Origin of the sequence: Novosphingobium lentum NBRC 107847 (genome assembly GCF_001590965.1) — a bacterium.
GTDB classification, from domain to species: Bacteria; Pseudomonadota; Alphaproteobacteria; order Sphingomonadales; family Sphingomonadaceae; genus Novosphingobium; species Novosphingobium lentum.
In genome coordinates this window covers 121,372-143,278 of record NZ_BCTW01000011.1, presented here as the reverse complement: position 1 = coordinate 143,278, position 21,907 = coordinate 121,372, and the positions used below count along the sequence as shown (strand labels likewise).

The following is a 21,907-nucleotide window of genomic DNA, read 5'->3' as shown; positions in this document are numbered from 1 at the left end:
GTTGCGGGGGCCTCGCGGCCGCCCATATGCCGCATCCTCTGGCGGAAGGCTGTCGGACGTCAGGTGGCGTCGGGCAGAACAGCACCTACGCTTGGCGCAGCGCTTGAAGTGGGGCTTAACCCGCAGCACGCGATGTCGTCGAGAATGGCCTTTCCGGTCGCGCACAGGCGCACCATCGCTGCTGGGGTGATCCGTAACCCACCATCGGCGCCGATGGCATCGACCATGGTGCGGAGTTGGCCGACCAGATCGTCACTCCGGGTCGCGGCAAAGCCCGCGAGGGCCGCCACATCCGTGAACAGACGAGGGACGGCGAGGACGGAGGCATCCGCTCCATCGGGGACAAAACGCCAAGGATCGATGTCCGCTCCTTCGGCGATCGCGGTGACGTAGGTGAGGTGCTCCGTCTCGAGGCTCTTCCACCCGTCGGTCGTGTGTGACGCATCGATCGCGGCACGACAGGCCCCGATGAGATCCTCCGCCTCGACCGTGATCTCGGCGCGATAGGGGGCAGGGTATTCGCAGTGAACGGTGAAGGTTTTCATGGGACCGGACTCCTGAAAGTTGGCGATGTGGAGCAACCCGAGCATTTTCGGGTCATTCGTAACGGGGACGCTCTGCCGGGAAGGCGAGGGGAGGCCAGCCATCGTGGACGCGGGCCTCGAAGCGCCCGGCGGAAAGGACGCTGCTGATCTCCCGCGCGTGATCACCGGTGTTCCAGTCGTGATCGAGGTGGGCCTGAACCTCGTCCGACATGGCTTTCACCCGGGCTTCGTGCCCATCGGCAAAGGTGGTGCCGAAGGCCGTCAGCTCCGGATCGGTGCAGAGTTCGCCGGTCTGGTAAAACCAACCGCCCTCTTCAGGGCCGCCATAGGCGAGCTGGACGAGATAGACGGCAATGCTGCGCATGTTGGGCTCCTTTGGGTCGGCGAGCATCCAGGCTCACCGGCTCCGAGGGCTGCCTCCCCTCAGAAAGCGTCGATCGTCAGTCGATGACTTGCCAACCGAATGAGCGCCAACGCTGACGGTTGGGTGCGTATTTGGCGGCCGTCGCCAGGATGATCTTGGCCGGTTGCGCAGGCCGATCACCGGCGACGTTGAGCCGTCCGCCAAGGGCGGCTGCGTCGGCCGCTCGCGCGGGCCAGCATTGATCTATGTGGAGCATCTCCAGCGGGAAACCGGAGACGCCTTCAACGACGAATTGCTTGATGATCGGGTTAGGCATGGGCGGGACTCCGTTCGAGCGCGTCGGCCGCGCGGTGGAAGTCGTCGAGCCAGCGACCCATCGGCGCGCGTTGGTCGACGGGGAGGGCGGCCTGTGCCGCCTGGAAGTCGAGCAGCGCGATCGGCGCGGTCTCGACGATATGGTCGATCTCGGCCGGAGGAAGCAGACCGCGCGTCCGGATGAACTCGGTGATGCTGCCGGGGCGCGGCGTCGCACCGCGATGGCCCAGCACCGGCTTGCGCCAGAGGCCGGCGACGTTGCGGAGACGCGGCTTGGCCCGAGCCTCCATCAGCACGATGACGCGCAGCTCCTCGACCGAAAGCTCCAGCACCTCGTCGGGCTTGATGCTACCACAGAAGAAGCAGCTCGACTTGGGCGGCACGGGCAAGCCGGCGCGCGCGATCCGTGCCTCGCATTCCGGCCGCGACCATCCCCATTCCCGCAACGGATAGCGATAGGTGTAGCGAGGGTCCTCGCACCCGATCGCGTGGTGGTAACGCTGCGTGTCGCGCACAGAAGCGTCATAGCCGATCAGCTTGACGACGCGGCCGCCTGCGTCCCAGCAGCGCCGCGCCGGCTCCCACGTAGCGGTCCACGCATCTTGCGGGGCCGCCTTCCATTTCTGCGAACACGACCCCCCACCAAAGACCACGGAGGGCAGGGTGGCGTTCGTGAGCATGTTCTCGGCAATGCCCGCATAGGGTGGCCAGTGTTTGAAATTGCGGGGCTGGTAGCGGACGATCTCGGACGCGATGCCGCGCTCGGCCATCCAGCGCCGGAACAGTGGGATATAGGCGTAGGTCCGGGATTTCTCGGCGCCGGGGTCTGCGAACAATACCATGTCGATCGGCTCGCCGCGTTCGGCGAGTTCGACGATCATGGCGGTGGAATCGACGCCGGCACCCCATGCCGCGACGACGGGCGGACAGTCAGCCATTGGCCGCGTCCTTCGGGACGATCGCCGGGTTGACGATCCGGTAGCTGCGCTTGCGGAATGCCGGGATGCGGCAGATCGCGCGGCTCTCCGGATCGCGGAAGAGCGGAGTCCTCCCCTTGGGATTGGCGACCACCTCGAACCGAGTGCGGTCGCTTCCATCGCTGAACCGCATGGGCTCATCGAAGATGATGGTCTGCCCGGGCCGGGGGTTCGGCTTCGCCCGCTCCAGCTTGCGCCGTACGAGATTGGCACGGCAGCGTGCTCGCCATGCCACCGCATATTCGCTGTCCGTGTCGGTCAGCTCGTCCAGGACCGCCGCGGGGCAGTCGCTCTCGCACGGCCCCATATGCTCGGTCATGTCCTTGTATCCAAACGAGTGACCGTCAGCGGCGCGGGGGTTGTGCTTGGTCAGGCACACAACGGCGAAGATCTGGCGGTCGCCGTTGCTCTCGACACGCTCGCACGCGGCGTAATAGGTCGACCCGACCATGGACGAGGCCAGCACGGTGAGACGGTGATCGTCGCGCGTGTAGGAAAATTGGTTGTCGAGATAGGAGCGCGGGCTGGCGTAGCCGCCCATATCGCGCATGAAGAGCCAACCCATAATATTATCTCCGATGTTTGTGGGGATCAGGCGGCAGCGGCGAGGCGCGGAGCGGCGATGACGCCGATCGTCGCGGTAAGCCGGTGCCGGAACACAAGGCGTCCAGCAGCTCCATGATCGGCGACCGATGGGCCCTCCCGACCGGTTCGCCGCCTCGGCAGCCGTTGAAAGTGGTATCGCCGGCAGGAAGGAAGCTGCGCGGCGATGCGCTCAGGGAGCGGATATCCCTCCCTCGAGCGGTGACGAGCGGTTGGTTGTCCCCAGTCGCGCTGACAGGGTTTCGTCGATGAACTGGCTGGTCGACATGGTGTCGACCGTGTCCGCCGTGATCACCATCGCCGCGCCGCCAAAACCGTCCGGACGCATCTTGGAGCAGTTGAAGCCAGTCTCGATCGTGACGAAGGTCAGTGCGTTTGACCGCCGCACAATCTCCTGAAGGATCTCGATCCACTCGTCGTCGAGTTCGATTTCGGCGGCGGTCTCGCCCTCGGGCAATTCCGCGACCGCCTTGCTGAGCAGTCGCGTGGCAGCCGAGGCGACGCCCGTTGCAGCCAATGCGGCCAGCATGTCGGGCAGTTCGAGATCGATCATGGTGTTTCGTCCGATCTCGGCGAACAGGTAGAGCTCGTCTCCGTCGATCTCGGAGTCGAATATGTTGCGGAGAATGAGCTGCTCGGCCGCCGTGAGATGGGCGAGTGGAAGCATCGGCGATACGACGCATTGCGAATAATAATCGGCCATGATGGCGTCTCCAGCGTATGCGGGGATCAGGCAGCGGCGGCGAGGCGCGGAGCGCCTATGTCGCCGATCGTGGCGGTGAGCCGACGCTGGAACGCCGCGGTGTCCAGCAGTTCGGCAATCGGCGCCCGGTGGACCTGTCCAGCGGGTTCGCCGTTCCGGCAGCGGTTGAACGTGATTTCGCTGTCAGGAAGGAAGCTGCGCGGCACCACACGGATCGATAGGTCCACGTGCCGCAGCTCGCTGGTGCCGTCGTCATCGTCGCGGCCCATAGCCGTGTTGATGAACGCATCGTCCGGGTCGAGCCCGATCACCTCCGCGAGACGGGCGAGCGCGCGGCGCGCCTGATAGTGGAAGGTGCGTTTGGCCGGATAGTCACCGCCAACCGAGTTGCCAGCGATGTCGAGTAACGCCGGAGACGCCTCGACGGCCGAGCGATCCAGTCGGCATTGAAGACGCAATTCGCTGATGCTGGGTGCCGTGCGCTCGGCGACGTCGGCCAGGTTGCGGACCAGCAGAAGGATCGACGCATCGACAGCGATCGACTTGCCTGCGCGCCGGCAGTCGTCGACTGCGGCGTTGAGCGCGTGCAGCGCGTTCGGAACGGACTCGAGACCTGCGGGCGAAAGCGCCTGATTGTGGCGATAGAGCGTGTCGTAGAACATGGGAAAAACCTCCGGAGCGCCGGGACGCGCTCACAAAGGCCGAAGGCTCCCTCTCCTCCACCGGGGCATGGAATGACCGGCAATCGGCCGGCTAGGACGCGGCGAGACCGGGCACGATCTGGAAGTGGCGCGGGACGGAGTCTGCCGTGTCGAGATAATCGAGGATCGCCTTCACCGAACCCAGCCCTGTGACGGTTTCACGGTCGATCATCACGGTATCGTCGTCGGTCGCCGCATAGGTTCGCACCTCGCCTGCACCGGTGAAGACAGCTCGCTCGGCACCCCACGATCCGCAGTTGGACTGGTGCCAGCGCGCGAAGGGAAGGCGATGCTCGACACAGAAGCTTTCGAGCTCCCTGAATTCGCCCCACGCAACTTCGCTCGCCATCAGCATGAGTGGACCATCTGCGGGCAGGTCCGCGACGGTAAAGGGTTCGCCGTCCCATTCGGGCGCCAGCGCCTCATCCTCGATGAGCCCGACGAAGGTTTCGAGAAGGGAGGAGGGGAGGGTGCCGCCTATCGTAATCGTTGCTGCCACACGGTCGACCATTGTTGTCTCCTATCATTGGAAAGTTGTTCAAATCGGCCCGGCGCTATCGCCGAGCGCACCAGCGGGGAGCGCCCATGGCTGGGTCAGGATGGGGAGCCGCCAGTCCGGATCATCCGCCTGCGCCAGCTCTTGCGGGTGCAAGGTTGCTGAGGGGAACGGGGTGCCGCGATCCGCGAGCTGGGCTACGCTCAGGGTACGGTGGATCGTCTTGCCGCTTGCCGTCTCGCGGGCCGCGATCCGGCCAAATGCCTCCGGAAAGAGGAGGCGCAGCGTCGCCCATTGGTGAGCCGATCCGAAGATGCAGGCACGACACGAGAGGCGGCCCCATCCCAGGACGTACGCCGGGTGGGGCCGGATGGTCGACGCGGCTATGGCGTCCCAAACCATGCGTCCGGTCCAGTCATGGACCGGGCGCCAATGGTCGACCGAACGCGAGCGGGTAGAGGTTCGGTGTGGTTCAAACGACGCGTAGTGCGCGCGAGACGGGCTCTCCTCGGCGCGCTCGCCGGTGATGACCAGCGTGCGGCCATCAAGGAAGCGAGGCTGATTACGGATCCCGGCCGCGAGGACGTCGATCTTGAGGACGGGGCTGCACCAGCGCACCCGAAGATCGGGCGAGGTCTGGGGAAAGAGCCCGCGCGTGCCGGCAGGTCCGTGTCCGCCGGCCAGGCCGATGCCGTTCGGTGTCTCGAACAGGATAGGCGCGGTCGGCGCGTCAGCGCGGGCCAGCTCGCGCGCGAAGCCGCCTTCCCGCCACGAGAAGTAGATGGGGATACCGAGGTGATCGGCGATCGCGCGGACATACCCTGCCGTGCACGGCCAATCCATGAAGGTCGGGCCGTGGCCGTCGACATCATGATGGTGCAGCTCGACGGCGTGCGCTGGCACGCCGAGGCTGAGAAGGTGGAGTAGGGCGGCAAGGCTGTCCTTGCCGCCGCTGAACGCCACGACGAAGCGCCGGTAGGCGCCGAGGTCGGGGCGGGCGGCCTGACCGATCATGCCGCTTCACGGATCTGGTCCTCGGGCTCGTCCGAGGCGGCGAGGCCGGTCGCGCGCAGCAGGTATCCGGCGGCGGCTTCCGCTTTGGCGGCCGCGGTCATGATGGCGCGCGAGTCCTTGCGCAGCACCTTCAGCCACGAGCCGATATAGGCTGCGTGATCGTCGATGTGCGAGGTTGGCAGGCCAAGATCGGCGCCGAGCAGCGCGGAAGTCATCTCGGCGCACAGCTCCTCGAAAGCGTAGGCGTCGTCGCCGAAACGCTTGCCGAACTCGCGGTCGAGCCGGTCAGGGTGACCGCTCCAGTGACCTGCCTCGTGCGCCAGCGTGGAAGCGAAAAAGGCGCGGGTGGAGAACAGTTCGACGGGCGGCATCGTGATGCTGTCGGCGATGCGATCGTAGAAGGCGCGATCGCCGCGCATGTGGACCGTCGCCGGCAAGGCATCGATGAAGCGCTGCGCGCGATCGGGCAGTTCGTCGGCGGGCGGCACCGCGCTGACGGGACTCGGATAGAAGTCGGCCGAGAGCCCGTCGATCTGGTCGCAGTTGAAGACCGCGTAGGAGCGCAGCACGCGGCGCATCTCGTCCGAGCTGTCGCCGGTGACCGGCGATTCCACGGTCTTGCTGTAGGATTTGTAGAAGATGGCGATCTGCGAGCGTTCGCCCTCGCGGACCTGGCCGCCAAGTGCCTGGGCCTGCTTGTACGTCATCCAGGTGCGCGAGTTGTAGCCGGCACCCTCGGCGCAGAGCCACAGCCAGAAGCAGTTGATGCCCTTGTAGGGGTCGCCGGTCGCGCGCAACGGACGACCGCCGAGGCCCGGGCGCCAAGGCTTGACCCATGGGCGCACGCCAGACTCGAGCTTGTCGATGATGGTGTTGGTGATGATGTCGGCAGGCGACAGTCTGTCGGTGGTCTGTGCCACAGCAAGTTCTCCTGATTTGGTTGAGGCGAACCCGCGTCAGCATCCTCTCCTCTGGGAGAGGGCGGTGCGGGGTCACAAAAAGAGGGGCGACACTCCGCGAAGAGTGCCGCCCCAGTCGCCTCGAACTGCGGTAGAGAGGGCTAGGCCGCCTCGCTCAGATCCTGGTCGTCGTCCTGATCGCCGACGCGATCGTCGGGCTCGAGATCGGCATCAACGTCGCCGATGTCGGTATCCTCGTCCTCGGCGGGATCGTTCCCGTCATCGCCATCGACGAAGCTGGAGCGTAGCGCCGTCTTGGCCGGTTTCTCGACAGCGTCGAACCGCATCGCGTCGGGCAACCAGGCGGTCGCCTTCTCGCGGATCTCGGCCTCGACGATGCCTTGGCCGTTGCACAGCGACGCGCACGTCGCGGCAAGGTCGCCCTTCTTGGCGTCCTTGTAGCGGCCGCGCAGGATCGGCCCGCCAATCTCCTCGAGCGCGTCGAGCATGATGCCCTTCTTCACCCGGCCGAAGAAGTTTTCGGCGGTGGGCCGCCACCACTGCGCAACCTGGATGTCGAGCGTGCGACCGAGATGGTCGTGGAAGGCGTTTTGGCGGTAGCCCTCGGCGACGTTGAGGGTCGGCTCCAGCGTGCGCGCGATCGAGAAGGCGACCCAGGCGCCCCGGGCCTCGTCGTCGAGCGCCCGGAAGGCGTCAAAGCGCTCGGTCATCGTCGTGTGACCCGCCCAGCTCGTGTCGAGCCGCTGGCGCTGATCGTCGATGGTCTGCGACGCCATGGAGCCTTCGTCCCGGAACCCGAAGATCGGGAAGCCCGCGGCGCTCGACTTCAGCGTCGAGTGGTTGGGAACATGGTGCTGCTCGAACACCACGTTCTGCGCCATCAGGAAGATGGTCAGGTCGAGCGCCATCGCCGGATCGCTGGCGATGTGGGCGACGAGGATCTGGCGGCGCTGGGTTGCCAGTTCATCGATCAGCGTAGCGCTGAGCTTCGAACCCTGCTCGACATCGCCGGCGTCGCCTTCGCCGGTTTCTCCCCCCGTCGTCTTGGGAGGGGCGTTCGGATCCACGACCGGCTTCTCGCTGAACAGCCGGGTGTGAACGCGGGGTTCGCCATCACCGCCGATATAGACGAACGTCCCGATCTGCGCCTTCAGCGCCGGATCAATCTCGTGACGGGCGTCGTCGATCGTTTCCAGCTCACGCTCGATCGCGTCGATGCGATCGTTCGCCGCCTGCGCCTCGGGAGTGCCATCGGCCAACACCGATTCGAGCTGCTCGACAAGCTGGTCGTTCTCGGCCGACAGCGTTTCCACGCGCGTCTGCTCGTCCTCGGTGAGGGCGCGGGCAGGGGCGTGAAACTCGTGAAGCTGGCGCTCGAGGTCGTAGGGAACGTGGGTTGCCGCGATCGGCGTCACGAACGCGAGACCCTCGGAATGCGCGAGTTCGGCCGCGGCCGCCTCGAGCTTCTTGGCTGCGAGCGTCTCGATCAGGTCGACGTCGATCCAGTTTTCGTCTCCTTCAGTGGCGAACAGGTCGCCCTCGATGCGACCGCCTGCGGCGCGATAGGCATCGCGACCCACGAACCGGGCCTTGGCGTCGTTCGCCTTGACGGTGCCGTTGAGGATCGCGCGGCGGATGTTGTCGGGCGTGTCCCCATAGTAGGACGTGCTCATTTGCGCGAACACGCGGGCTTGGCGGTCGATGTCGCTGGTGACGGCGTAAGCCTGGGCGACGCCGAGGGTAATTTCGCCGGCGGCAAGCGCCTCGAAGACGCAAGGCGCCAGCTCGGCGAGGCGCACGCGCTGTTCGACGAAGCGGGTGGTCACGCCCTGACGCTTGGCGACGTCCTCGGCGGTCATCCCCTTCTGGATCAGGAAATTGAACGCGGTGCATTCATCGGCCGGGTTCATCGGTACGCGCTGGAAGTTTTCGGCGAGGCTCGCCTCGATCGCATTGTCATCGTCGGTGAGGACCAGGACGGGCACGGTATGATCGACGGGGAGGGTGCCCTGCTCGATCAGAAGCTGGAGAGCGCGCAGGCGACGTCCGCCCGCCTTCACGGTGAAATGGCCCGCCTTCTTGAGCGGCGTGACGATCAGGTTCTGCAACAGGCCCTGGGCGGCGATGTTCGCGGCAAGGGTATCGATGCCGGCTTCACGGTTGGTTTTGCGGACATTGTCTTTCGACAGCGAGAGGTTCTTGACCTTCACGGACTGGATCATCGGTCGTCTCCATCTGGAATATGCGTAGCCGTCAGACGGTCACGCGAGCCTGCTCATCAGACCCACAAAGCCGAAGGCTCCCTCCCCTCCCTTTGGCGGGCGGAGAGAGAGCCCTTGATCGGTCAGGCTGTGATGCGGTCGATCACGGCGACGGCGGTCGCGACGGGAACGAACAGGCGGGTCTTGTGCTGGATGATCTCGGTGAAGCACCCGGCCGCCTTCAGCTCGGCCAGGCGCGTGTGCGGCCAATCGAGCAGTTCGAGGCGCTGCTGACCGGCGACCAGGCTGCGCTTCAGCCGGTACGCGCCGACGCTTGAAATCTCGCCCGTCGTCATGACGTGCTTGGCCGTCTCTTCACCCGACACCGTGATCGTCGCGACGATCCCGAAGGCGTCCGCAAGTTTCGAGACAAGCGGCGCGGGGACGATGCGACCGAGGAAGGACTGCCCGTCCTCGGTGTTCAGGCGCCAAACCTGGACGTGATCGTCGGGCAGCCGGTCCCAAACGGGAAGGAGAAGCCCGGTGACGAGGTAGAGCGTGCTGGTGCGAATCTTGCCCTGCATCTCCTCGACCTCGGCTTGCCACAATGCCGAGAATTCCTCCTCGGTCGTCTCCTCCCACATCGTTTCGAGGAGAAGATCCTGGCGCATCCGCTCGGTGCGGGTCGGGCGGACCAGCTCGTAGCGGCGCACGATCTCGCCATCGTCGTCGGTCAGCGAATAGGTGCTGCACCGGATCGCGGCCTTGCCCGACTTGCGATTGACGATCGGGCGCGAGTCGTCGCCGAGCATCCGCAACGCGCGATCGAGTGGGACCGGCTTGTAGCGCTCCTCGGTTTCGAGCCGGAGGATCTCGGTCTCGGCGCCGCTGGTCTGGTCGCGCCGGATGACGGTGCGATCGAGGATGGTGATGCGCTCGGCATTGATGCTCTCCACGCCGAGATCGAGCGTGCCAGCTTCCCGGGCAGCTTCGATCCGGGCCTCGATCAGGCCAAGATATTCGTCGAAGATCGCGTTCTGGAGCGCGATGCGAAGCGCGAGTATCCGGTTGAGCCAGCGCTGGATGGGCGGCAGGTCTTCCTTGAGCCCGCCTCCTTCGCCCTCCAGCTCCAGGCCGGTGAGCTTCTGGAACTGGTCGAGCGTGGTCGAGCGCAGCTTGCCGTCGGCGAGCAGGCGGAACCAGGTTTCCAGCGACTCCTTGGCGTAATCGCTTTCCAGATTGTCGCGCGGATCGAACAGGCCCTGTCCGCCCGTCTGGCGCTGGCCGCGGGTGAGCGCACCCAGGCTGTCGAGCCGGCGCGCGATCGTCGAGATGAAGCGGCGTTCGCCCCGGCAGTCGGTCGACACCGGCCGGAACAGGGGCGCGGTCGCTTGATGCGTGCGGTGTGTGCGGCCGAGGCCCTGAATGGCGGCGTCAGCCCGCCAACCGGGCTCGAGGAGATAGTGGTTGCGGCGCGACTGGTTCTCGGCGGTGAGGCTCGCATGGTAGCTGCGGCCGGTACCGCCGGCATCGGAGAAGATCAGAATCTTCTTGGCGCCGCGCATGAAGGCGTCGGTTTCGGCAAGGTTGGTGCGGGGCGAACGGCTTTCGACGCGCTGACGGCCGTGCGCGTCCATGATGACGCGCCGGCTGCGCCCGGTCACCTCGGCCACGGCGTCCGTGCCGAAATGCCCGATGATATGATCGAGGGCAGAACCGACGATGGGCAGGGCACAGAGCTGCTCGAGCAGATTGTCGCGCATCTCCAGCGCCTCCTGGCTGAACACGGGACGGCCGTCCTCGTCCGACATCGGCTCGGAGCGCGTCTTGCCGGTATCATCCACAAAGGTCTTCATCTGTCGCACCGGGAAGGCGGCAGTCAGATAGGACATGACGAACTCACGCGGCGAAAGCTCGATGTCGAGATTGGCGCGCTCTTCGACGCTGAGTGCGGCGAGTGCCCGGTTGAGCATCGCCTCGGACGTGGAGACGAGCTGGATGACGACGCTCTCGCCGCGCACCAGGTCGGCGTGCATCGCCGGGATAAGCGAGGGCAGCTTCATGCCGATCAGAAGCTGACAGAAGAAGCGCTGTTTGGTGGACTCGAAGATCGACAGTGCGGCCGCCTTGGCGCCGCTATTATAGGTGTCGTTGGAGAAGCTGTCCGTGACGCGGGTGGCGTCGAGCGCGGCGCGCAAATTGGCATGAATGATCGCCCATGCGTCCGCATAAGCGTCATAGACCTCGATCTGGTCGGGGGTGAGGCGGTGTTCGAGGATGTCGTACTCGACACCGGCGAAACTGAGCGCACGGGCGACATAAAGGCCCTGCATCTTCAGATCGCGCGCGATCAACTCCATCGCCGCGATACCGCCACGGCGCAGGCTGTCGACGAACGTGCGGCGATCGGCAAACGCCGTCCCCGGTCCCCATAGGCCGAGCCGAGTGGCATAGGCCAAATTGTTGACGTCCGACGCACCGGTCGCGGAGACGTAGAGGACGCGGGCGCGGGGCAGAAGGTTCTGCAGGCGGACGCCCGCGATGCCCTGGTCGGAGCCGTCCTTGGTGCCGAAGCGGCCTTCGCCGCCCGCGACACCGGCCATCTCGTGCGCCTCGTCGAACACGACCATGCCGTCATAATCGTCGCCGACCCATTCGAGGATCTGCTGGAGCCGCGTGCCCTTGTCCCCGCGATTGGAGCGCAGCGTCGCATAGGTCAGGAAGAGGACGCCTTCGGCTGCGCCGACGGGTATACCGAGTTTCCACTGGTTGAGATGCTGGATGTCGAGCGCGAGACCGCCGACCGCAGTCCAGTCACGACGCGCATCCTCGAGCAGCGTCTCGGTCTTGGAGATCCAGATATGCTTGCGGCGTCCGCGAAGCCATTGATCGAGGATGATGGCTGCAACCTGGCGGCCCTTGCCGGCGCCGGTGCCGTCGCCGAGGAAGAAGCCGGTCCGATAGGGGCGACCTTCCTCATCGGGCGTGAGCGACAGGCCCTCTTCGACGGGCTTGAACAGGCCGGGGATGTCGCGCTCGAAGGCGTCGCCAGCGTAGATCAGCGTTTCGAGCTGAGCGTCTGAGAGCACCTTGCTGTCGACGACCTGCGTCGGGAGCCGAGGGACGTAGGATGGCCGGGGCGCGGTGATCGATCCCATCGCGATCGATTCCACCAGCGCGGTCGGATGCGCGGACGAGCAGGGGATCGCGACGCGGCTCGGCCGATAGGGCAGGTAGACACCGACGGCCTCCCCCGTCGACACGGGCTCGGCGAAGACGGTGTAAGTGATGTCGACCGCGGCGAGCGACTGCGCGACCTTGGGCGAAGGTGCCGTTAGGCGCGGTTTGTTGGCGAGACCGCCTAGCAGCGATCCACGCGCGCTCGGGCGCGCGAGGTGCTGCACCGACGGCACCCTGACAGGCGCGGTCGGCGCGGTGATGGCCGCGAGAGCCTCGGCGAGCGAACCGGATCGGATCAGCTCGGCATGATCCCCGGTACCCTTTTCGAGCACCATGATCTTCACGGTCTGGCTAGTGCCATGCTTCGCGTAGGCGTTTCCGGGCAGCTCGAGGTGCAATGTCAAAGCACACCCCTCGATCGCCTTGGACCAGGCGCGGCTCGATGTATCGACGCGATCAGGGAGGATGGCGGCGCAGCGGCCTCCCGGCGCGAGCCGCATGAGAGCGGCACGAAGGTGGCGGAACGCGGCGAGCGGGTCGGCATGGCGGCCAATGCTGCGCGAGAAGGGCGGGTTGACGAGAACGGCGGTTGGGCTGATCGATCGCGGCAGCAGATCGTGGATCAGCTCACCGTCGTGCCGGCTCACCGGGAACCCAGGGAAGGCTGCTTCGAGCATCCCGGCTCGTGCTGGATCGAGCTCGTTGAGGATGAGGCGAGCGCCGATGCGCCGCGCAAAGACAGCAAGAAGGCCGGTGCCGGCAGAGGGCTCCAACACCACATCGGTAGAGGCGACGCGGGCGGCGAGCGTCGCGAGGTAGGCGATCGGCACGGGTGTGGAGAATTGCTGGAGTGCGATCTGCTCCTCGCTGCGCACCGTGTGCGTCGGGAGACCGGCAACCAGATCCGTCAGTGCCGCTAAGCAGGTGAGGGGGGCCGTAGGCAGGTCGGCTCCCTCAAGGTACAACACTTGAGCGAGTTCGAGCATGTCGTAAGCGTCGCGGAGCGACCAGCGTCCGTCGGCGGACGAGCAGCCATAGGCCGTTTCCATGACCCACAGCAGCGTCTCGCGTGTGAGTGAGCCATTCCTGGCAATGGTGTCCGCTACCGCCCTGGCGGCGGTGATCGAAGGTTCGGTAAAATCGAGTTCAAGGGCTGAGGCTGAGGTGCGCATCGAGGTGCTCCGTTCTGTCGCCCGGTGCTCATCACCGGATCAACAGGCCGAAGGCTCCCTCTCCTCTACGTCATGGCCGACCGGCGGCGGCGTCGGTGCGCTGAAGGCGGGCTCTCCAGGCGTCGTTCCAGTCATCGTGTTGCTGTGGCAGACGGGGGATGAGCTCGCGACCATTGGCGGTGAGGTGGTCCCGCGCTTTTTCCAGCAGGCGTTCGGCAGCTCGGCCGCGATCGGCATAGACGATCACACGCCGGACCCTCTCCGGGATCGCGACGAATGCCAGGCGCTCGACACCGCCCAACGCCCATGTCGGCGTACCGAACCATTCCATCGCCGAGAGAGCGTCCTCAATCCCTTCGGCGAGACCTAGTTCGTCGGTGGCGGGGGCAAGCCGAATCGCCGCGGAGCCGATCAGTCCAAGCGACACCTTGGGTTTGGGGATGGGCTTGCGCAGCACGTCTTCGGGATCGAGAAAGGTCCGCTGGACGGCCGTCACGCCTATGTCGTTTTCGGCTGCGGCGATCATAGCCGGCATTATCCGTTTAGTCGGACCGGAGCCGAGAATCGTCGCAGGGTTGAAGCGCAGCGCCTTGGAGTATGGAGGAGACAGGCCGCGCGCGAGGAGATATTCCTCGGCGAGCGTGCCGGCGATAGGCACACTGGCCTTCCACAGTCGCACGGCTAGGGCGCCCATGTCGCGCTTGGACTTTACCTCGGGCATTTCCACCGCGGTGCGGTCATGAAGCTTATTGCGCTCGAGCGCCTTCATCACCTCGACGGGAGTACAACCGGCGAAGCAGTGAAAGAGAATGGCGGTGTTGCCCAGGCGGACCGACAAGCTCGGCGAGCTGTCATCATGAGCGGGACAGAGACATTCACCACGGGCGCCGCGCCAGATCCCGCCGAGCTTTTCGACGATGTTCTTTGCCCGGATTTCAGCGTCCAGCGGTAGTCTCGCCATAGAGATCGTCCTGTCGGTCTGATTGCATTCGATCATTGTCGTCTCCGGTCACATTGAACCGAAGATCGATCGGCACCCTCTCCTCTGCGTCAGGGACCGCCGTCTGAAAGCCTAATTTATCTTGGGGGCAAGGACGCCGAACTCCTCGACAATTCGATCAGTCGTGTAGTGAGTGGTTCCGTCACGCTCGTAGGAGCTGTCGCGAAGGCGCCCCGCGATCCGTACCAGATCGCCAACATGCGCTTTCTCCTCGACATATTTGCGCTGGCCATCGCTGAAGATGACAACGCGGTTCCAGTAGCTGTCCTCGATCCACTGGTCGCCTTCACCTCGACGTCGGTAGTTCGCGCACACCGAAATGTTGGTGACCTTCGGCTTGGCGTCGATCTCCCCGATTCGACCGATGATCTCGAACTTCGCGTAATTGATCATGTCGCCTCCTCGCTATTTTTCACCCGGAATAGGGCCAAAACCGCGATCCATCCGCTGTCGGTTCACCGAGCGAAGACCGTTCCCCAAGAATTGCCAACGAGCGCGGGACTCGATGTTACAGTGAGGCGTCAACGCTTTGGTATCCCCCCATATAGAGGGAGGGCCAGCTCGAGGCCGCTCGCTCCGGACTAAGGGTTGATCAACTTCGACCAGGGCTGCAATGGGACTGTCGCGTTTGGCCGAGTTGGCTTCCGACTTTGCGCGTACCTCTCGATTAGCATTAGGGCCGACCGAACCGAAGCTGGTTTGCAAAGCTCGGGACCACCTCCGCCAGATTCAGAGTCGGGGAGAGTTTGATGCGCCGGTTTGACATTCATCTCGATTTAACGCCATTGAACACTAACCGAGTTGGGAATCCCTGATTCGGAGGGGAGCTGGCCGCGCATGACCTATACGGTGAACACCCTGCGAAACATGACGCGGTCGTGTGAGCAGATGCGTGACCGCGTAAAGGCGATCGTGTTCAAACCGGAGGACCGAAAGGTTCTGGATCTTACTTTTGGCCCCGGGATGGCGGCAGACCTTGTCGGTCGCACGCCCGAGGCGTTGGCCAAGGCTGAGAAGGAAGGCCGGCTTGCCCCGCCCAAGCAGCTTGGCAATGGTCGGCGCTTTTACACGTTGGAAGATCTGACAAAGATCCGGGAAGCACTCGGTATTCATGCCGGCAAGGCTCCGGACGAAGATGCAGTGATCATTGCCATTCAGAACTTTAAAGGCGGCGTCGGAAAGAGCACAATCACCAAGCATTTTGCCGACTTCTTGGCGCTGCATGGTTACAGCGTTCTCGTGATCGACTGCGACCCACAGGCGTCAACGACCACAATGTTCGATATCCAGCCTGAGTCGTTGCTCGACGACGAGCAGACGCTAGGGAATTTTCTGTCGCCGCGGAGTACGTTTGACGAGTTCCCGCTCGCCATTCGCGACACCGCGTGGCCGACCATCAAGATCGTACCCTCTAGCCTTGGTCTTCAGGATGCCGAATGGGATCTGACGGCCACGCTGCGTGAGGGTGGCCAAGCGGTCCGTGAAGGACTGCAAAGGCTGCGCATCGGCATATCGAGCGTCATCAAGAATTTTGACGTGATCCTATTGGATCCGCCACCCGCCATGGGATTCCTAGGGCTCAATGTGATGGCGGCGGCTACGGGGCTTCTTGTTCCCGTGCCGGCGCGCCAGCTCGATTATCTCTCCACGATCCATTTCATGGAAACGATCACCGAGAATATCGAGGTACTAGAGGCCAACGGAACGCCGGTCGATTACGGCTTCATTCGTATAGTATGTTCGGCCTTCTCACCGAGCAAGCCCGGCGAGAACGACATGTGGAAGATGATGCAGGCGACGTACGCCAATTTTCTGCTGAGCAAGCCAATCCTCGCGTCGGAAGAAATCAAGAACGCGACCCAGGCTTTCCGATCGGTCTATGAGAGCAAGCCTTCAGCGTCGCACGCGACCTATCAGCGGTGTCGCGAGAATCTCGACGATGTCTTTGGTGAAGTGTTGCAGCAGGTGCGCGAGCAATGGCCCTCGCAGAGCATCTCGGGACGCAAGTCTGACGCCGTTGCGAGTGTCGCGGCATGAGCCGGCGATCGCTCATCGGCGAGGCGTTGGCATCGTCCCCGCCAGCACTTGTTCCTGACGCGAACGATGCGTCGTCGCCAGTGTCCAAGACCACCTTCACCACGAAGCGGCTTGAGGGCTTTACCGAGGCCGCTCGAATGGTGAAGCGCCCCACCATCAAGCTGAAGCCGGCTGAATGTTCGGTTTGGCCCGGCAACGCCCGCGATTACGCGCTTCTCACCGAAGATCGCGTCCGGAGCTTGATTGACTCGATCCAGGCGGAGAATGGCAACCGCATCCCCGTTGTGGTGCGCAGGACACCCCAGGCTGAGTTGCAATACGAACTGGTGATCGGCACCCGCCGCCATTGGGCGATATCGTGGCTGAATGCCCACCATTTCCCGGAAATCGAGCTCGTCGCGATCATCGAAGATCTCGACGATGAGGCCGCGTTTCGGCTGGCGGATATCGAAAACCGCGAGCGAGAGGACATCTCTGACCTGGAGCGGGGGTCGAATTACAAGGCAGCGGTCGATGCCTATTATGCTGGCGTCCAGACCAAGATGGCCGATCGCGTGAAGCTCTCCAAATCCACCCTCGCCCGGTATATCGGCCTTACCGAGATTCCCCAATCGATCGTCAGCGCCTTTAACTCGCCGATGGACCTCCAAGTGCGGCATGGCGACAAGCTCCTACCTCCACTGCGAACGCCGACGCTTCGCTCCAAAATGGAAGAAGCGGCCAAGGTCATCGCGGCAGAACAGAGCTTTAGGCAGTCCGGCGACGAGGAACCGATCAGCGGGAGCGACGTGGTTGCCCGTCTCGTTGCGGCGACGACAACGACCCGTACGGGTCGCTCGCAAAAGGCGCTCATTGAGGTCAAGGGAGCATCGATCGGTCAAGTCGATCGCGACCGGGCTCGCGGATTGACGATCACGCTAAACCCCACCGAGCTTTCTGCCGAGGATATTCTCTCTGCGCTGCGGCCGCTAATCGAGAATGCGAAGATCCTGAAGAGAGCGGCGCGGTGAACGGCGTCTCCAACACCTGTTTTTTGCGGCGTTGTGCAACTCTGGAAAACACGCCTTTATCCTTTTATTACAATACCTTGACCGGCGCGTCCCACGCGTGGGACATCTTTGATTTTGTTAGGTTTTCGGTGTGACCAGTAAGCCGCAAGCGACGATCGTTGGCGGGCGGCGCATACAGTTCGAAATGTTCTTCACGCTGCCCGACTTCAGCGATGTATCGCTGCGGGATTATCAGGAGACAATGCAGCGTCCCTTCTTCAGCTTGTCAAAGAAGAGACGGATCAAGCCAATCGAGTATGTCAGCCCCGACAAGACCGTGACCGTTCATGTCTCGGCCAATCCAGAGTATGGAATGGCGACGATCTGGGACGCGGACATCATGATCTACCTCGCATCCCATTTGAACGAGCTGCGGGAACGTGGTGACAACGATCTATCGCCGACCATTCGCGTGCAGCCTGGTGACATGCTCAAGCGCATTTGCTGGGGAAACAGCGGGAGAGCGTACGAGCGCTTGATCGGCGCGCTCGATCGCCTGCAGGCCACGACGATCAAGACCAATATCCGTGCCAACTCGCGGACGCGAGAGACAACCTTTTCGTGGATCGACAGCTATACGCATTTGGTCGACGAGCGGACGCAGCGATCCCTTGGCATGGAGATCACGTTATCGAAGTGGTTCTTCGATGGCGTGATGGACAAGCGCAATGTCCTGGCGATCTCGCCACTCTACTTCGAGATCACGAGCGGGCTCGGCAAATGGCTGTATCGGGCGAGCCGCAAGCACGCCGGCGGCAACGGCGCCGAGGGGTTCACGATCGGATTCGAGACACTGCACCAGAAGAGTGGCAGCGAAAGCTCACTGCCGTCATTCAAGAACAAGATCCTCGAGCTTGCACGCGGCAACACTCTCCCCGAGATTGATCTCGAAGTGATTGGCGCGGAGACTCCCCGGCCGAAGCTCAAAATGGTCATGCGGCGCTTCCTTGAGGGCGCAGGTCGGTCGACAGAAGTGGTCGCCAAGGCAACGACCAAAGCCGCCGGCGCCAACCCGCGTCCGTCTTCTGCTCCGAAGTCTTCTCCTGACGACGACTTCGTCGACATGAAGCTGACACGAAATCTACTGGCAAGGGCAACCGCAAGCCTCAAGGCAGTCGAGCCGGCGACCAGCACGGATCCTCATCATCCGAGCTACGCCGCAGTCGCCGCCGCTGCTCCCCGCGTTCGCGGCGGGCGAGCCAAAGACGTTCTCGATCCCGAGGTTTATGATGCGATTCGAGCCGAATGCCCAGGATGGGATCTGGATGTGCTGATGAAGCAGTTTGACGCGTTCCTGAATTCGAACCCGTCCGAGATGCCCCGAAACTACTCAAAGCGCTTCCAAGGCTTCATGAAGAAGCACCACGAACGCAACAAGCACGATTTGCCAGGCTACTAAGCAGCACGCGGATCACCCCTCCACACGTCGCGCGATGACCGTGCCTCGAGCGTGTTTTCGGGAATGTCCATTTTGGGGCAAGCTAGCCCGCATAAATAGCTGGCATTCAACGCTGTCCCTCCGAAGTAACTGGCGTGGCCAGGAGATCGCGTGATTCTAAAAACACGTGCAGTTGTGGCGTACCGCCGCATGCAATCTGATCGAAAATCCGCCCGAATACGCGACTTTTGATTCGACTGGGCGTCCAAATATCGGGGCAGGGGGGCCGTCGCGATCACGAAAAGGGATGCCCAGAAAGGCTGCGCGACCGATCAGCGCAGAATCCCATTTCCGATAACACGATACCAGGAGAGCACGGCCTTCCCGATAACACGCTCGCCTTATCCGTCGTTGGGCCTCTCACCGGCCCGGTTTGGAGTGCGTCGGTCAAATCTGAATCGGAACACCAACTTGGCGACTCCACTGCCCGATCGATCAACGCCATTTCGAGTTATCCACAAGGCCCTCAAGCTGGCATCGTGCTATCAGGTGCAGCTCATCGTGTTATTAGAATCGGAGCGTCGTGCTATCGGAGATGGGACTGCGTGTTATCAGATTCTATCCACAGGCTGCGAATCGCCGGATTTCCGAGACTTCCCGACATCCAGCGCGCCTCTAACTTTATAACCTAAAGAGATAACCCCCTTAACGTCACGCCTGCGGCGGATTCTGTGATTCTTGATTCTGAGATTTGAAGCAGAAGTGAGGGCGATTGCTGCACCATCAAGCCACCAGCAATGCTTTGACGCTCATCAGCCGTCAACGCTGGTGGAATGGTCGACTTGCTCGGCAAGTGAGACGACGCTAAACTTCGCCAGCATCGCGTCAACCTCCGCCATCTCGCGATCGAACGCGGTCAGGGCGGGCTCAAGATCCGGCAGCTGTCGAGGCGCGGCGTGGGGTCGCCCCACCGGCCGAGAAGCGAACCCGAAGGCAACCGCGAGATCCGGGGCCATGTATGTTCGCCAAGCCCTACGACCACTAACCTCGGTAAGCAGCTCAAGGTCCGCGGCCCGCATGAGCAGCTTGCCGGCGCCAGACAGGGTCACACCCAATTTCTGCGCGATCAGGCGCGGGCTGACAACTGGGGCGAACTGGACCAGCGCTAGGAGTTCGAGAAGCTTCCCTGGGCGATGGGCATCGCAGACGGCCGCTGCTGCTCGCAACCGATGATCTTCGAGCGCCTGGAGCCGCCGGAGCCCCTCTTCGGCTCGATCGGCGAGTGCACGGAGGTTTCGTACGATGATGGCCTGACTTTCGCTGGGCGCGAGGCGGAACGCCTTGTCCGCGATGGTCAGGCATGGGAGCATTGCATGGGTGATTTTCATCGAGCGCAGCAGGGAGGGGATCGTGAGACACGGCGTGATGGTAGCGTCCGCCCTTGCATGTCGGGCGGCGACCTCGAGTGCGCGAAGCAAAGCCGGGCGTCGGTTCCAGTCTTCGGCGACATCAGTCGGTATCGCAGCTACATCTCGCCAATAATATGGTTGCCGTTGCCTCAGCCGCCCTTGCCATGCCTGAAGAGTACCCGGATCATCTACGTGGGTCGGCATTGCGGGCCGACCCGGCAATTTGACCCCACTTTCCCGGCTAAAAATATCGATTTCGTCGATTTCTGCGGACTGACCCCTGAGCGCGGTGGTATAGCCGGTCCACGAAGCTCGTAGAGACCACGGTGCGGCGGCAGGACTGACGGAAACACGGGCATCGAGGCGGCTGATCGATGCCGCCGCCCGCTCAAGAGCGGAGACCAGTTTGGACGTCCAAACCGGCTCCGAAAGATCAGGTATCGGGCGTGTCATACGCTAAACATATCCCGAAGATGTAACTCCAGTCTACCACGACGATGCTTCTAAAATACGGACCTATGATAATTGCAGTTATCACATAAGCGGAATTGACGCCTCTTTATAAGGTGCGGTACAGATGGCGCCGAGGAGCGTGGCGCATCATGGGCACCCAAACCGCCCGGGAAGGGCTTAAAACCGCTGTAGCGCTGCCTGACGCGACCCTGGCTGCCGTCAGAGCCCCGACCGACCTTGCCTGGACGATCGTGCAGATGCGCGTCGGCGAGCGCATCACCGTCGACGAGGCGCTGATCGTCGCCTATCAGGCTGCTTCGTCGCCCCACAGCATCCGCGCGCTCAAATCCGACGTCGAGGCGTTCGACGCCTGGTGCCGGCGCACCAACCGGATCGCCCTGCCGGCGACGGCCGAGACGGTGGCCGATTATCTCGATGCGCGGGCAGGGAAGGGGAGCCGGCCCGCATCATTGTCCCGCTACAAGGCGTCAATCGCGAAGATCCACCAGCTGCTCGATCTCAAGGATCCGACGCCGGCTCCGCTGGTCAAGCTGCGCCTGCAGGCGGTCCGGCGCGATAAGGGGGCGGCGCAGAAGCAGGCACGGCCATTACGATTCAAGGGGCCGGTGCGCAATGTCGAGCGCGACGCCCCGCGCGGGCTCAACGTGCGGGCGCTGCTCGAGAGCTGCGCCGAGGATCTGCCGGGGCTGCGCGATCGCGCCCTCCTGTCGGCCGCCTATGACACAGGACTGCGGGCTTCCGAGCTGGTCGCAGTCGCGGCCGAGCATATCGAGGAGGCGATCGACCCCGAGGCGCGGCTACTGCAGATCCTGCGCAGCAAGGGCGACCAGGACGGGGAGGGGGCCACCGCCTATCTCAGCCCGCGCACCGTCGCGGCGATCGCAGCCTGGACCGAGGCAGCCGAGATCACGGCGGGGCCGCTGTTCCGGCGGGTGCAGGTGCGGCGCTACAAGGCCCGCGCCGCCGTGCGCGGTCGGCCGATCGACAGCATCTCAGGCCGCGAGACGTGGGATTTGCGCAAGACGCTTTCCAGGCCCGCCGTGAAGGCGCGGATTGAATATGACATCGGCAACGTGGCGCTGCATCCGGGATCGATCGGGCCGATCTTCCGGTCGATCATCCAGCGGGCGTTCAATCTTGGGGCATTGCCCGACCTGATGGCGGAGGACCTAGCGCGGCTGCTCATGGGGATCAGTGCGCACTCGACGCGGATCGGGCTGAACCAGGACCTGTTCGCGAGCGGCGAGGATCTCGCCGGGATCATGGATGCGTTGCGGTGGAAATCGCCACGGATGCCGCTCGCCTATAATCGTAATCTGGCCGCGGAGCAGGGGGCCGCCGGTCGGCTGATGGCAAAACTCTGTTGATT

General features: G+C 63.7%; 19 protein-coding genes. 4 read left to right on the top strand and 15 right to left on the bottom strand.

The window, feature by feature from the left end:
* Positions 1-59: 59 nt before the first annotated feature.
* From NL2_RS11845 to NL2_RS11780, 14 genes are all read right to left on the bottom strand, one after another.
* Complete coding sequence (locus NL2_RS11845) at positions 60-545, bottom strand: hypothetical protein (protein ID WP_157083145.1); 486 nt, start codon at positions 543-545, stop codon at positions 60-62.
* 52 nt (positions 546-597) lie between these two features.
* Positions 598-909 (bottom strand): hypothetical protein, encoded by a 312-nt coding sequence (locus tag NL2_RS11840; RefSeq protein ID WP_157083144.1) that lies wholly within the window; start codon positions 907-909, stop codon positions 598-600.
* A gap of 76 nt (positions 910-985) precedes the next feature.
* Positions 986-1,225 (bottom strand): hypothetical protein, encoded by a 240-nt coding sequence (locus NL2_RS11835; RefSeq protein WP_068075336.1) that lies wholly within the window; start codon positions 1,223-1,225, stop codon positions 986-988.
* Entirely contained in the window at positions 1,218-2,162 is a 945-nt protein-coding gene (locus NL2_RS11830; RefSeq protein WP_068075333.1) for a hypothetical protein, read from the bottom strand. Before NL2_RS11830 ends, NL2_RS11835 begins: the two co-directional genes overlap by 8 nt.
* A complete protein-coding gene (locus tag NL2_RS11825; protein ID WP_068075329.1) occupies positions 2,155-2,766 on the bottom strand; it encodes a DUF6927 domain-containing protein in 612 nt (203 codons plus the stop codon). The genes NL2_RS11830 and NL2_RS11825 overlap by 8 nt, the downstream gene beginning before the upstream one ends.
* Positions 2,767-2,976: 210 nt before the next feature.
* Positions 2,977-3,507 carry a hypothetical protein gene (locus NL2_RS11820; RefSeq protein ID WP_068075325.1) on the bottom strand — a complete coding sequence of 177 codons (531 nt, stop codon included), beginning with the start codon at positions 3,505-3,507 and terminating at the stop codon, positions 2,977-2,979.
* Between the two features lie 26 nt (positions 3,508-3,533).
* Positions 3,534-4,169 carry a hypothetical protein gene (locus tag NL2_RS11815; protein WP_068075322.1) on the bottom strand — a complete coding sequence of 212 codons (636 nt, stop codon included), beginning with the start codon at positions 4,167-4,169 and terminating at the stop codon, positions 3,534-3,536.
* A gap of 91 nt (positions 4,170-4,260) precedes the next feature.
* A complete protein-coding gene (locus NL2_RS11810; protein ID WP_068075320.1) occupies positions 4,261-4,719 on the bottom strand; it encodes a hypothetical protein in 459 nt (152 codons plus the stop codon).
* A gap of 27 nt (positions 4,720-4,746) precedes the next feature.
* Positions 4,747-5,718: a phosphoadenosine phosphosulfate reductase domain-containing protein gene (locus NL2_RS11805; RefSeq protein WP_068075317.1), complete on the bottom strand. Its 972-nt coding sequence runs from the start codon at positions 5,716-5,718 to the stop codon at positions 4,747-4,749.
* Positions 5,715-6,638 (bottom strand): ArdC family protein, encoded by a 924-nt coding sequence (locus NL2_RS11800; protein ID WP_068075315.1) that lies wholly within the window; start codon positions 6,636-6,638, stop codon positions 5,715-5,717. Before NL2_RS11800 ends, NL2_RS11805 begins: the two co-directional genes overlap by 4 nt.
* Positions 6,639-6,778: 140 nt before the next feature.
* Entirely contained in the window at positions 6,779-8,860 is a 2,082-nt protein-coding gene (locus tag NL2_RS11795) for a ParB/RepB/Spo0J family partition protein (RefSeq protein WP_068075311.1), read from the bottom strand.
* Positions 8,861-8,982: 122 nt separating this feature from the next.
* On the bottom strand, positions 8,983-13,191 hold the full coding sequence (locus NL2_RS11790; protein WP_068075308.1) for a strawberry notch-like NTP hydrolase domain-containing protein: 4,209 nt from the start codon (positions 13,189-13,191) through the stop codon (positions 8,983-8,985).
* A gap of 70 nt (positions 13,192-13,261) precedes the next feature.
* Positions 13,262-14,188: a DUF7146 domain-containing protein gene (locus NL2_RS11785; protein WP_084356051.1), complete on the bottom strand. Its 927-nt coding sequence runs from the start codon at positions 14,186-14,188 to the stop codon at positions 13,262-13,264.
* 75 nt (positions 14,189-14,263) lie between these two features.
* Entirely contained in the window at positions 14,264-14,584 is a 321-nt protein-coding gene (locus NL2_RS11780) for a single-stranded DNA-binding protein (protein WP_068075305.1), read from the bottom strand.
* A 444-nt stretch (positions 14,585-15,028) separates the two neighbouring features.
* Between NL2_RS11780 and NL2_RS11775 the strand changes: the two genes are divergently transcribed.
* The 3 genes from NL2_RS11775 (at position 15,029) to NL2_RS11765 (ending at position 18,676) form a co-directional block, all read left to right on the top strand.
* The gene (locus NL2_RS11775) at positions 15,029-16,228 is read left to right on the top strand and encodes an AAA family ATPase (protein WP_068075302.1); all 1,200 of its coding nucleotides are present in this window, start codon (positions 15,029-15,031) and stop codon (positions 16,226-16,228) included.
* Complete coding sequence (locus tag NL2_RS11770; RefSeq protein ID WP_068075300.1) at positions 16,225-17,238, top strand: ParB/RepB/Spo0J family partition protein; 1,014 nt, start codon at positions 16,225-16,227, stop codon at positions 17,236-17,238. The genes NL2_RS11775 and NL2_RS11770 overlap by 4 nt, the downstream gene beginning before the upstream one ends.
* A gap of 184 nt (positions 17,239-17,422) precedes the next feature.
* Positions 17,423-18,676: a replication initiator protein A gene (locus NL2_RS11765; protein WP_084356054.1), complete on the top strand. Its 1,254-nt coding sequence runs from the start codon at positions 17,423-17,425 to the stop codon at positions 18,674-18,676.
* A 791-nt stretch (positions 18,677-19,467) separates the two neighbouring features.
* Here the strand turns inward: NL2_RS11765 and NL2_RS20790 are convergent.
* The gene (locus tag NL2_RS20790) at positions 19,468-20,517 is read right to left on the bottom strand and encodes a hypothetical protein (protein WP_084356050.1); all 1,050 of its coding nucleotides are present in this window, start codon (positions 20,515-20,517) and stop codon (positions 19,468-19,470) included.
* 149 nt (positions 20,518-20,666) lie between these two features.
* On the opposite strand from NL2_RS20790, the gene NL2_RS11755 reads away from it, so the two are divergent.
* On the top strand, positions 20,667-21,905 hold the full coding sequence (locus NL2_RS11755; RefSeq protein ID WP_068075286.1) for a site-specific integrase: 1,239 nt from the start codon (positions 20,667-20,669) through the stop codon (positions 21,903-21,905).
* Positions 21,906-21,907 lie beyond the last annotated feature (2 nt).

Excerpts from the sequence above, each read along its gene's own strand:
- NL2_RS11845 (WP_157083145.1), bottom strand. The coding sequence starts at position 545 with ATGAAAACCTTCACCGTTCACTGCGAATACCCTGCCCCCTATCGCGCC.
- NL2_RS11840 (WP_157083144.1), bottom strand. The coding sequence starts at position 909 with ATGCGCAGCATTGCCGTCTATCTCGTCCAGCTCGCCTATGGCGGCCCT.
- NL2_RS11835 (WP_068075336.1), bottom strand. The coding sequence starts at position 1,225 with ATGCCTAACCCGATCATCAAGCAATTCGTCGTTGAAGGCGTCTCCGGT.
- NL2_RS11830 (WP_068075333.1), bottom strand. The coding sequence starts at position 2,162 with ATGGCTGACTGTCCGCCCGTCGTCGCGGCATGGGGTGCCGGCGTCGAT.
- NL2_RS11825 (WP_068075329.1), bottom strand. The coding sequence starts at position 2,766 with ATGGGTTGGCTCTTCATGCGCGATATGGGCGGCTACGCCAGCCCGCGC.
- NL2_RS11820 (WP_068075325.1), bottom strand. The coding sequence starts at position 3,507 with ATGGCCGATTATTATTCGCAATGCGTCGTATCGCCGATGCTTCCACTC.
- NL2_RS11815 (WP_068075322.1), bottom strand. The coding sequence starts at position 4,169 with ATGTTCTACGACACGCTCTATCGCCACAATCAGGCGCTTTCGCCCGCA.
- NL2_RS11810 (WP_068075320.1), bottom strand. The coding sequence starts at position 4,719 with ATGGTCGACCGTGTGGCAGCAACGATTACGATAGGCGGCACCCTCCCC.
- NL2_RS11805 (WP_068075317.1), bottom strand. The coding sequence starts at position 5,718 with ATGATCGGTCAGGCCGCCCGCCCCGACCTCGGCGCCTACCGGCGCTTC.
- NL2_RS11795 (WP_068075311.1), bottom strand. The coding sequence starts at position 8,860 with ATGATCCAGTCCGTGAAGGTCAAGAACCTCTCGCTGTCGAAAGACAAT.
- NL2_RS11790 (WP_068075308.1), bottom strand. The coding sequence starts at position 13,191 with ATGCGCACCTCAGCCTCAGCCCTTGAACTCGATTTTACCGAACCTTCG.
- NL2_RS11785 (WP_084356051.1), bottom strand. The coding sequence starts at position 14,188 with ATGATCGAATGCAATCAGACCGACAGGACGATCTCTATGGCGAGACTA.
- NL2_RS11780 (WP_068075305.1), bottom strand. The coding sequence starts at position 14,584 with ATGATCAATTACGCGAAGTTCGAGATCATCGGTCGAATCGGGGAGATC.
- NL2_RS11775 (WP_068075302.1), top strand. The coding sequence starts at position 15,029 with ATGACCTATACGGTGAACACCCTGCGAAACATGACGCGGTCGTGTGAG.
- NL2_RS11770 (WP_068075300.1), top strand. The coding sequence starts at position 16,225 with ATGAGCCGGCGATCGCTCATCGGCGAGGCGTTGGCATCGTCCCCGCCA.
- NL2_RS11765 (WP_084356054.1), top strand. The coding sequence starts at position 17,423 with ATGTTCTTCACGCTGCCCGACTTCAGCGATGTATCGCTGCGGGATTAT.
- NL2_RS20790 (WP_084356050.1), bottom strand. The coding sequence starts at position 20,517 with ATGACACGCCCGATACCTGATCTTTCGGAGCCGGTTTGGACGTCCAAA.
- NL2_RS11755 (WP_068075286.1), top strand. The coding sequence starts at position 20,667 with ATGGGCACCCAAACCGCCCGGGAAGGGCTTAAAACCGCTGTAGCGCTG.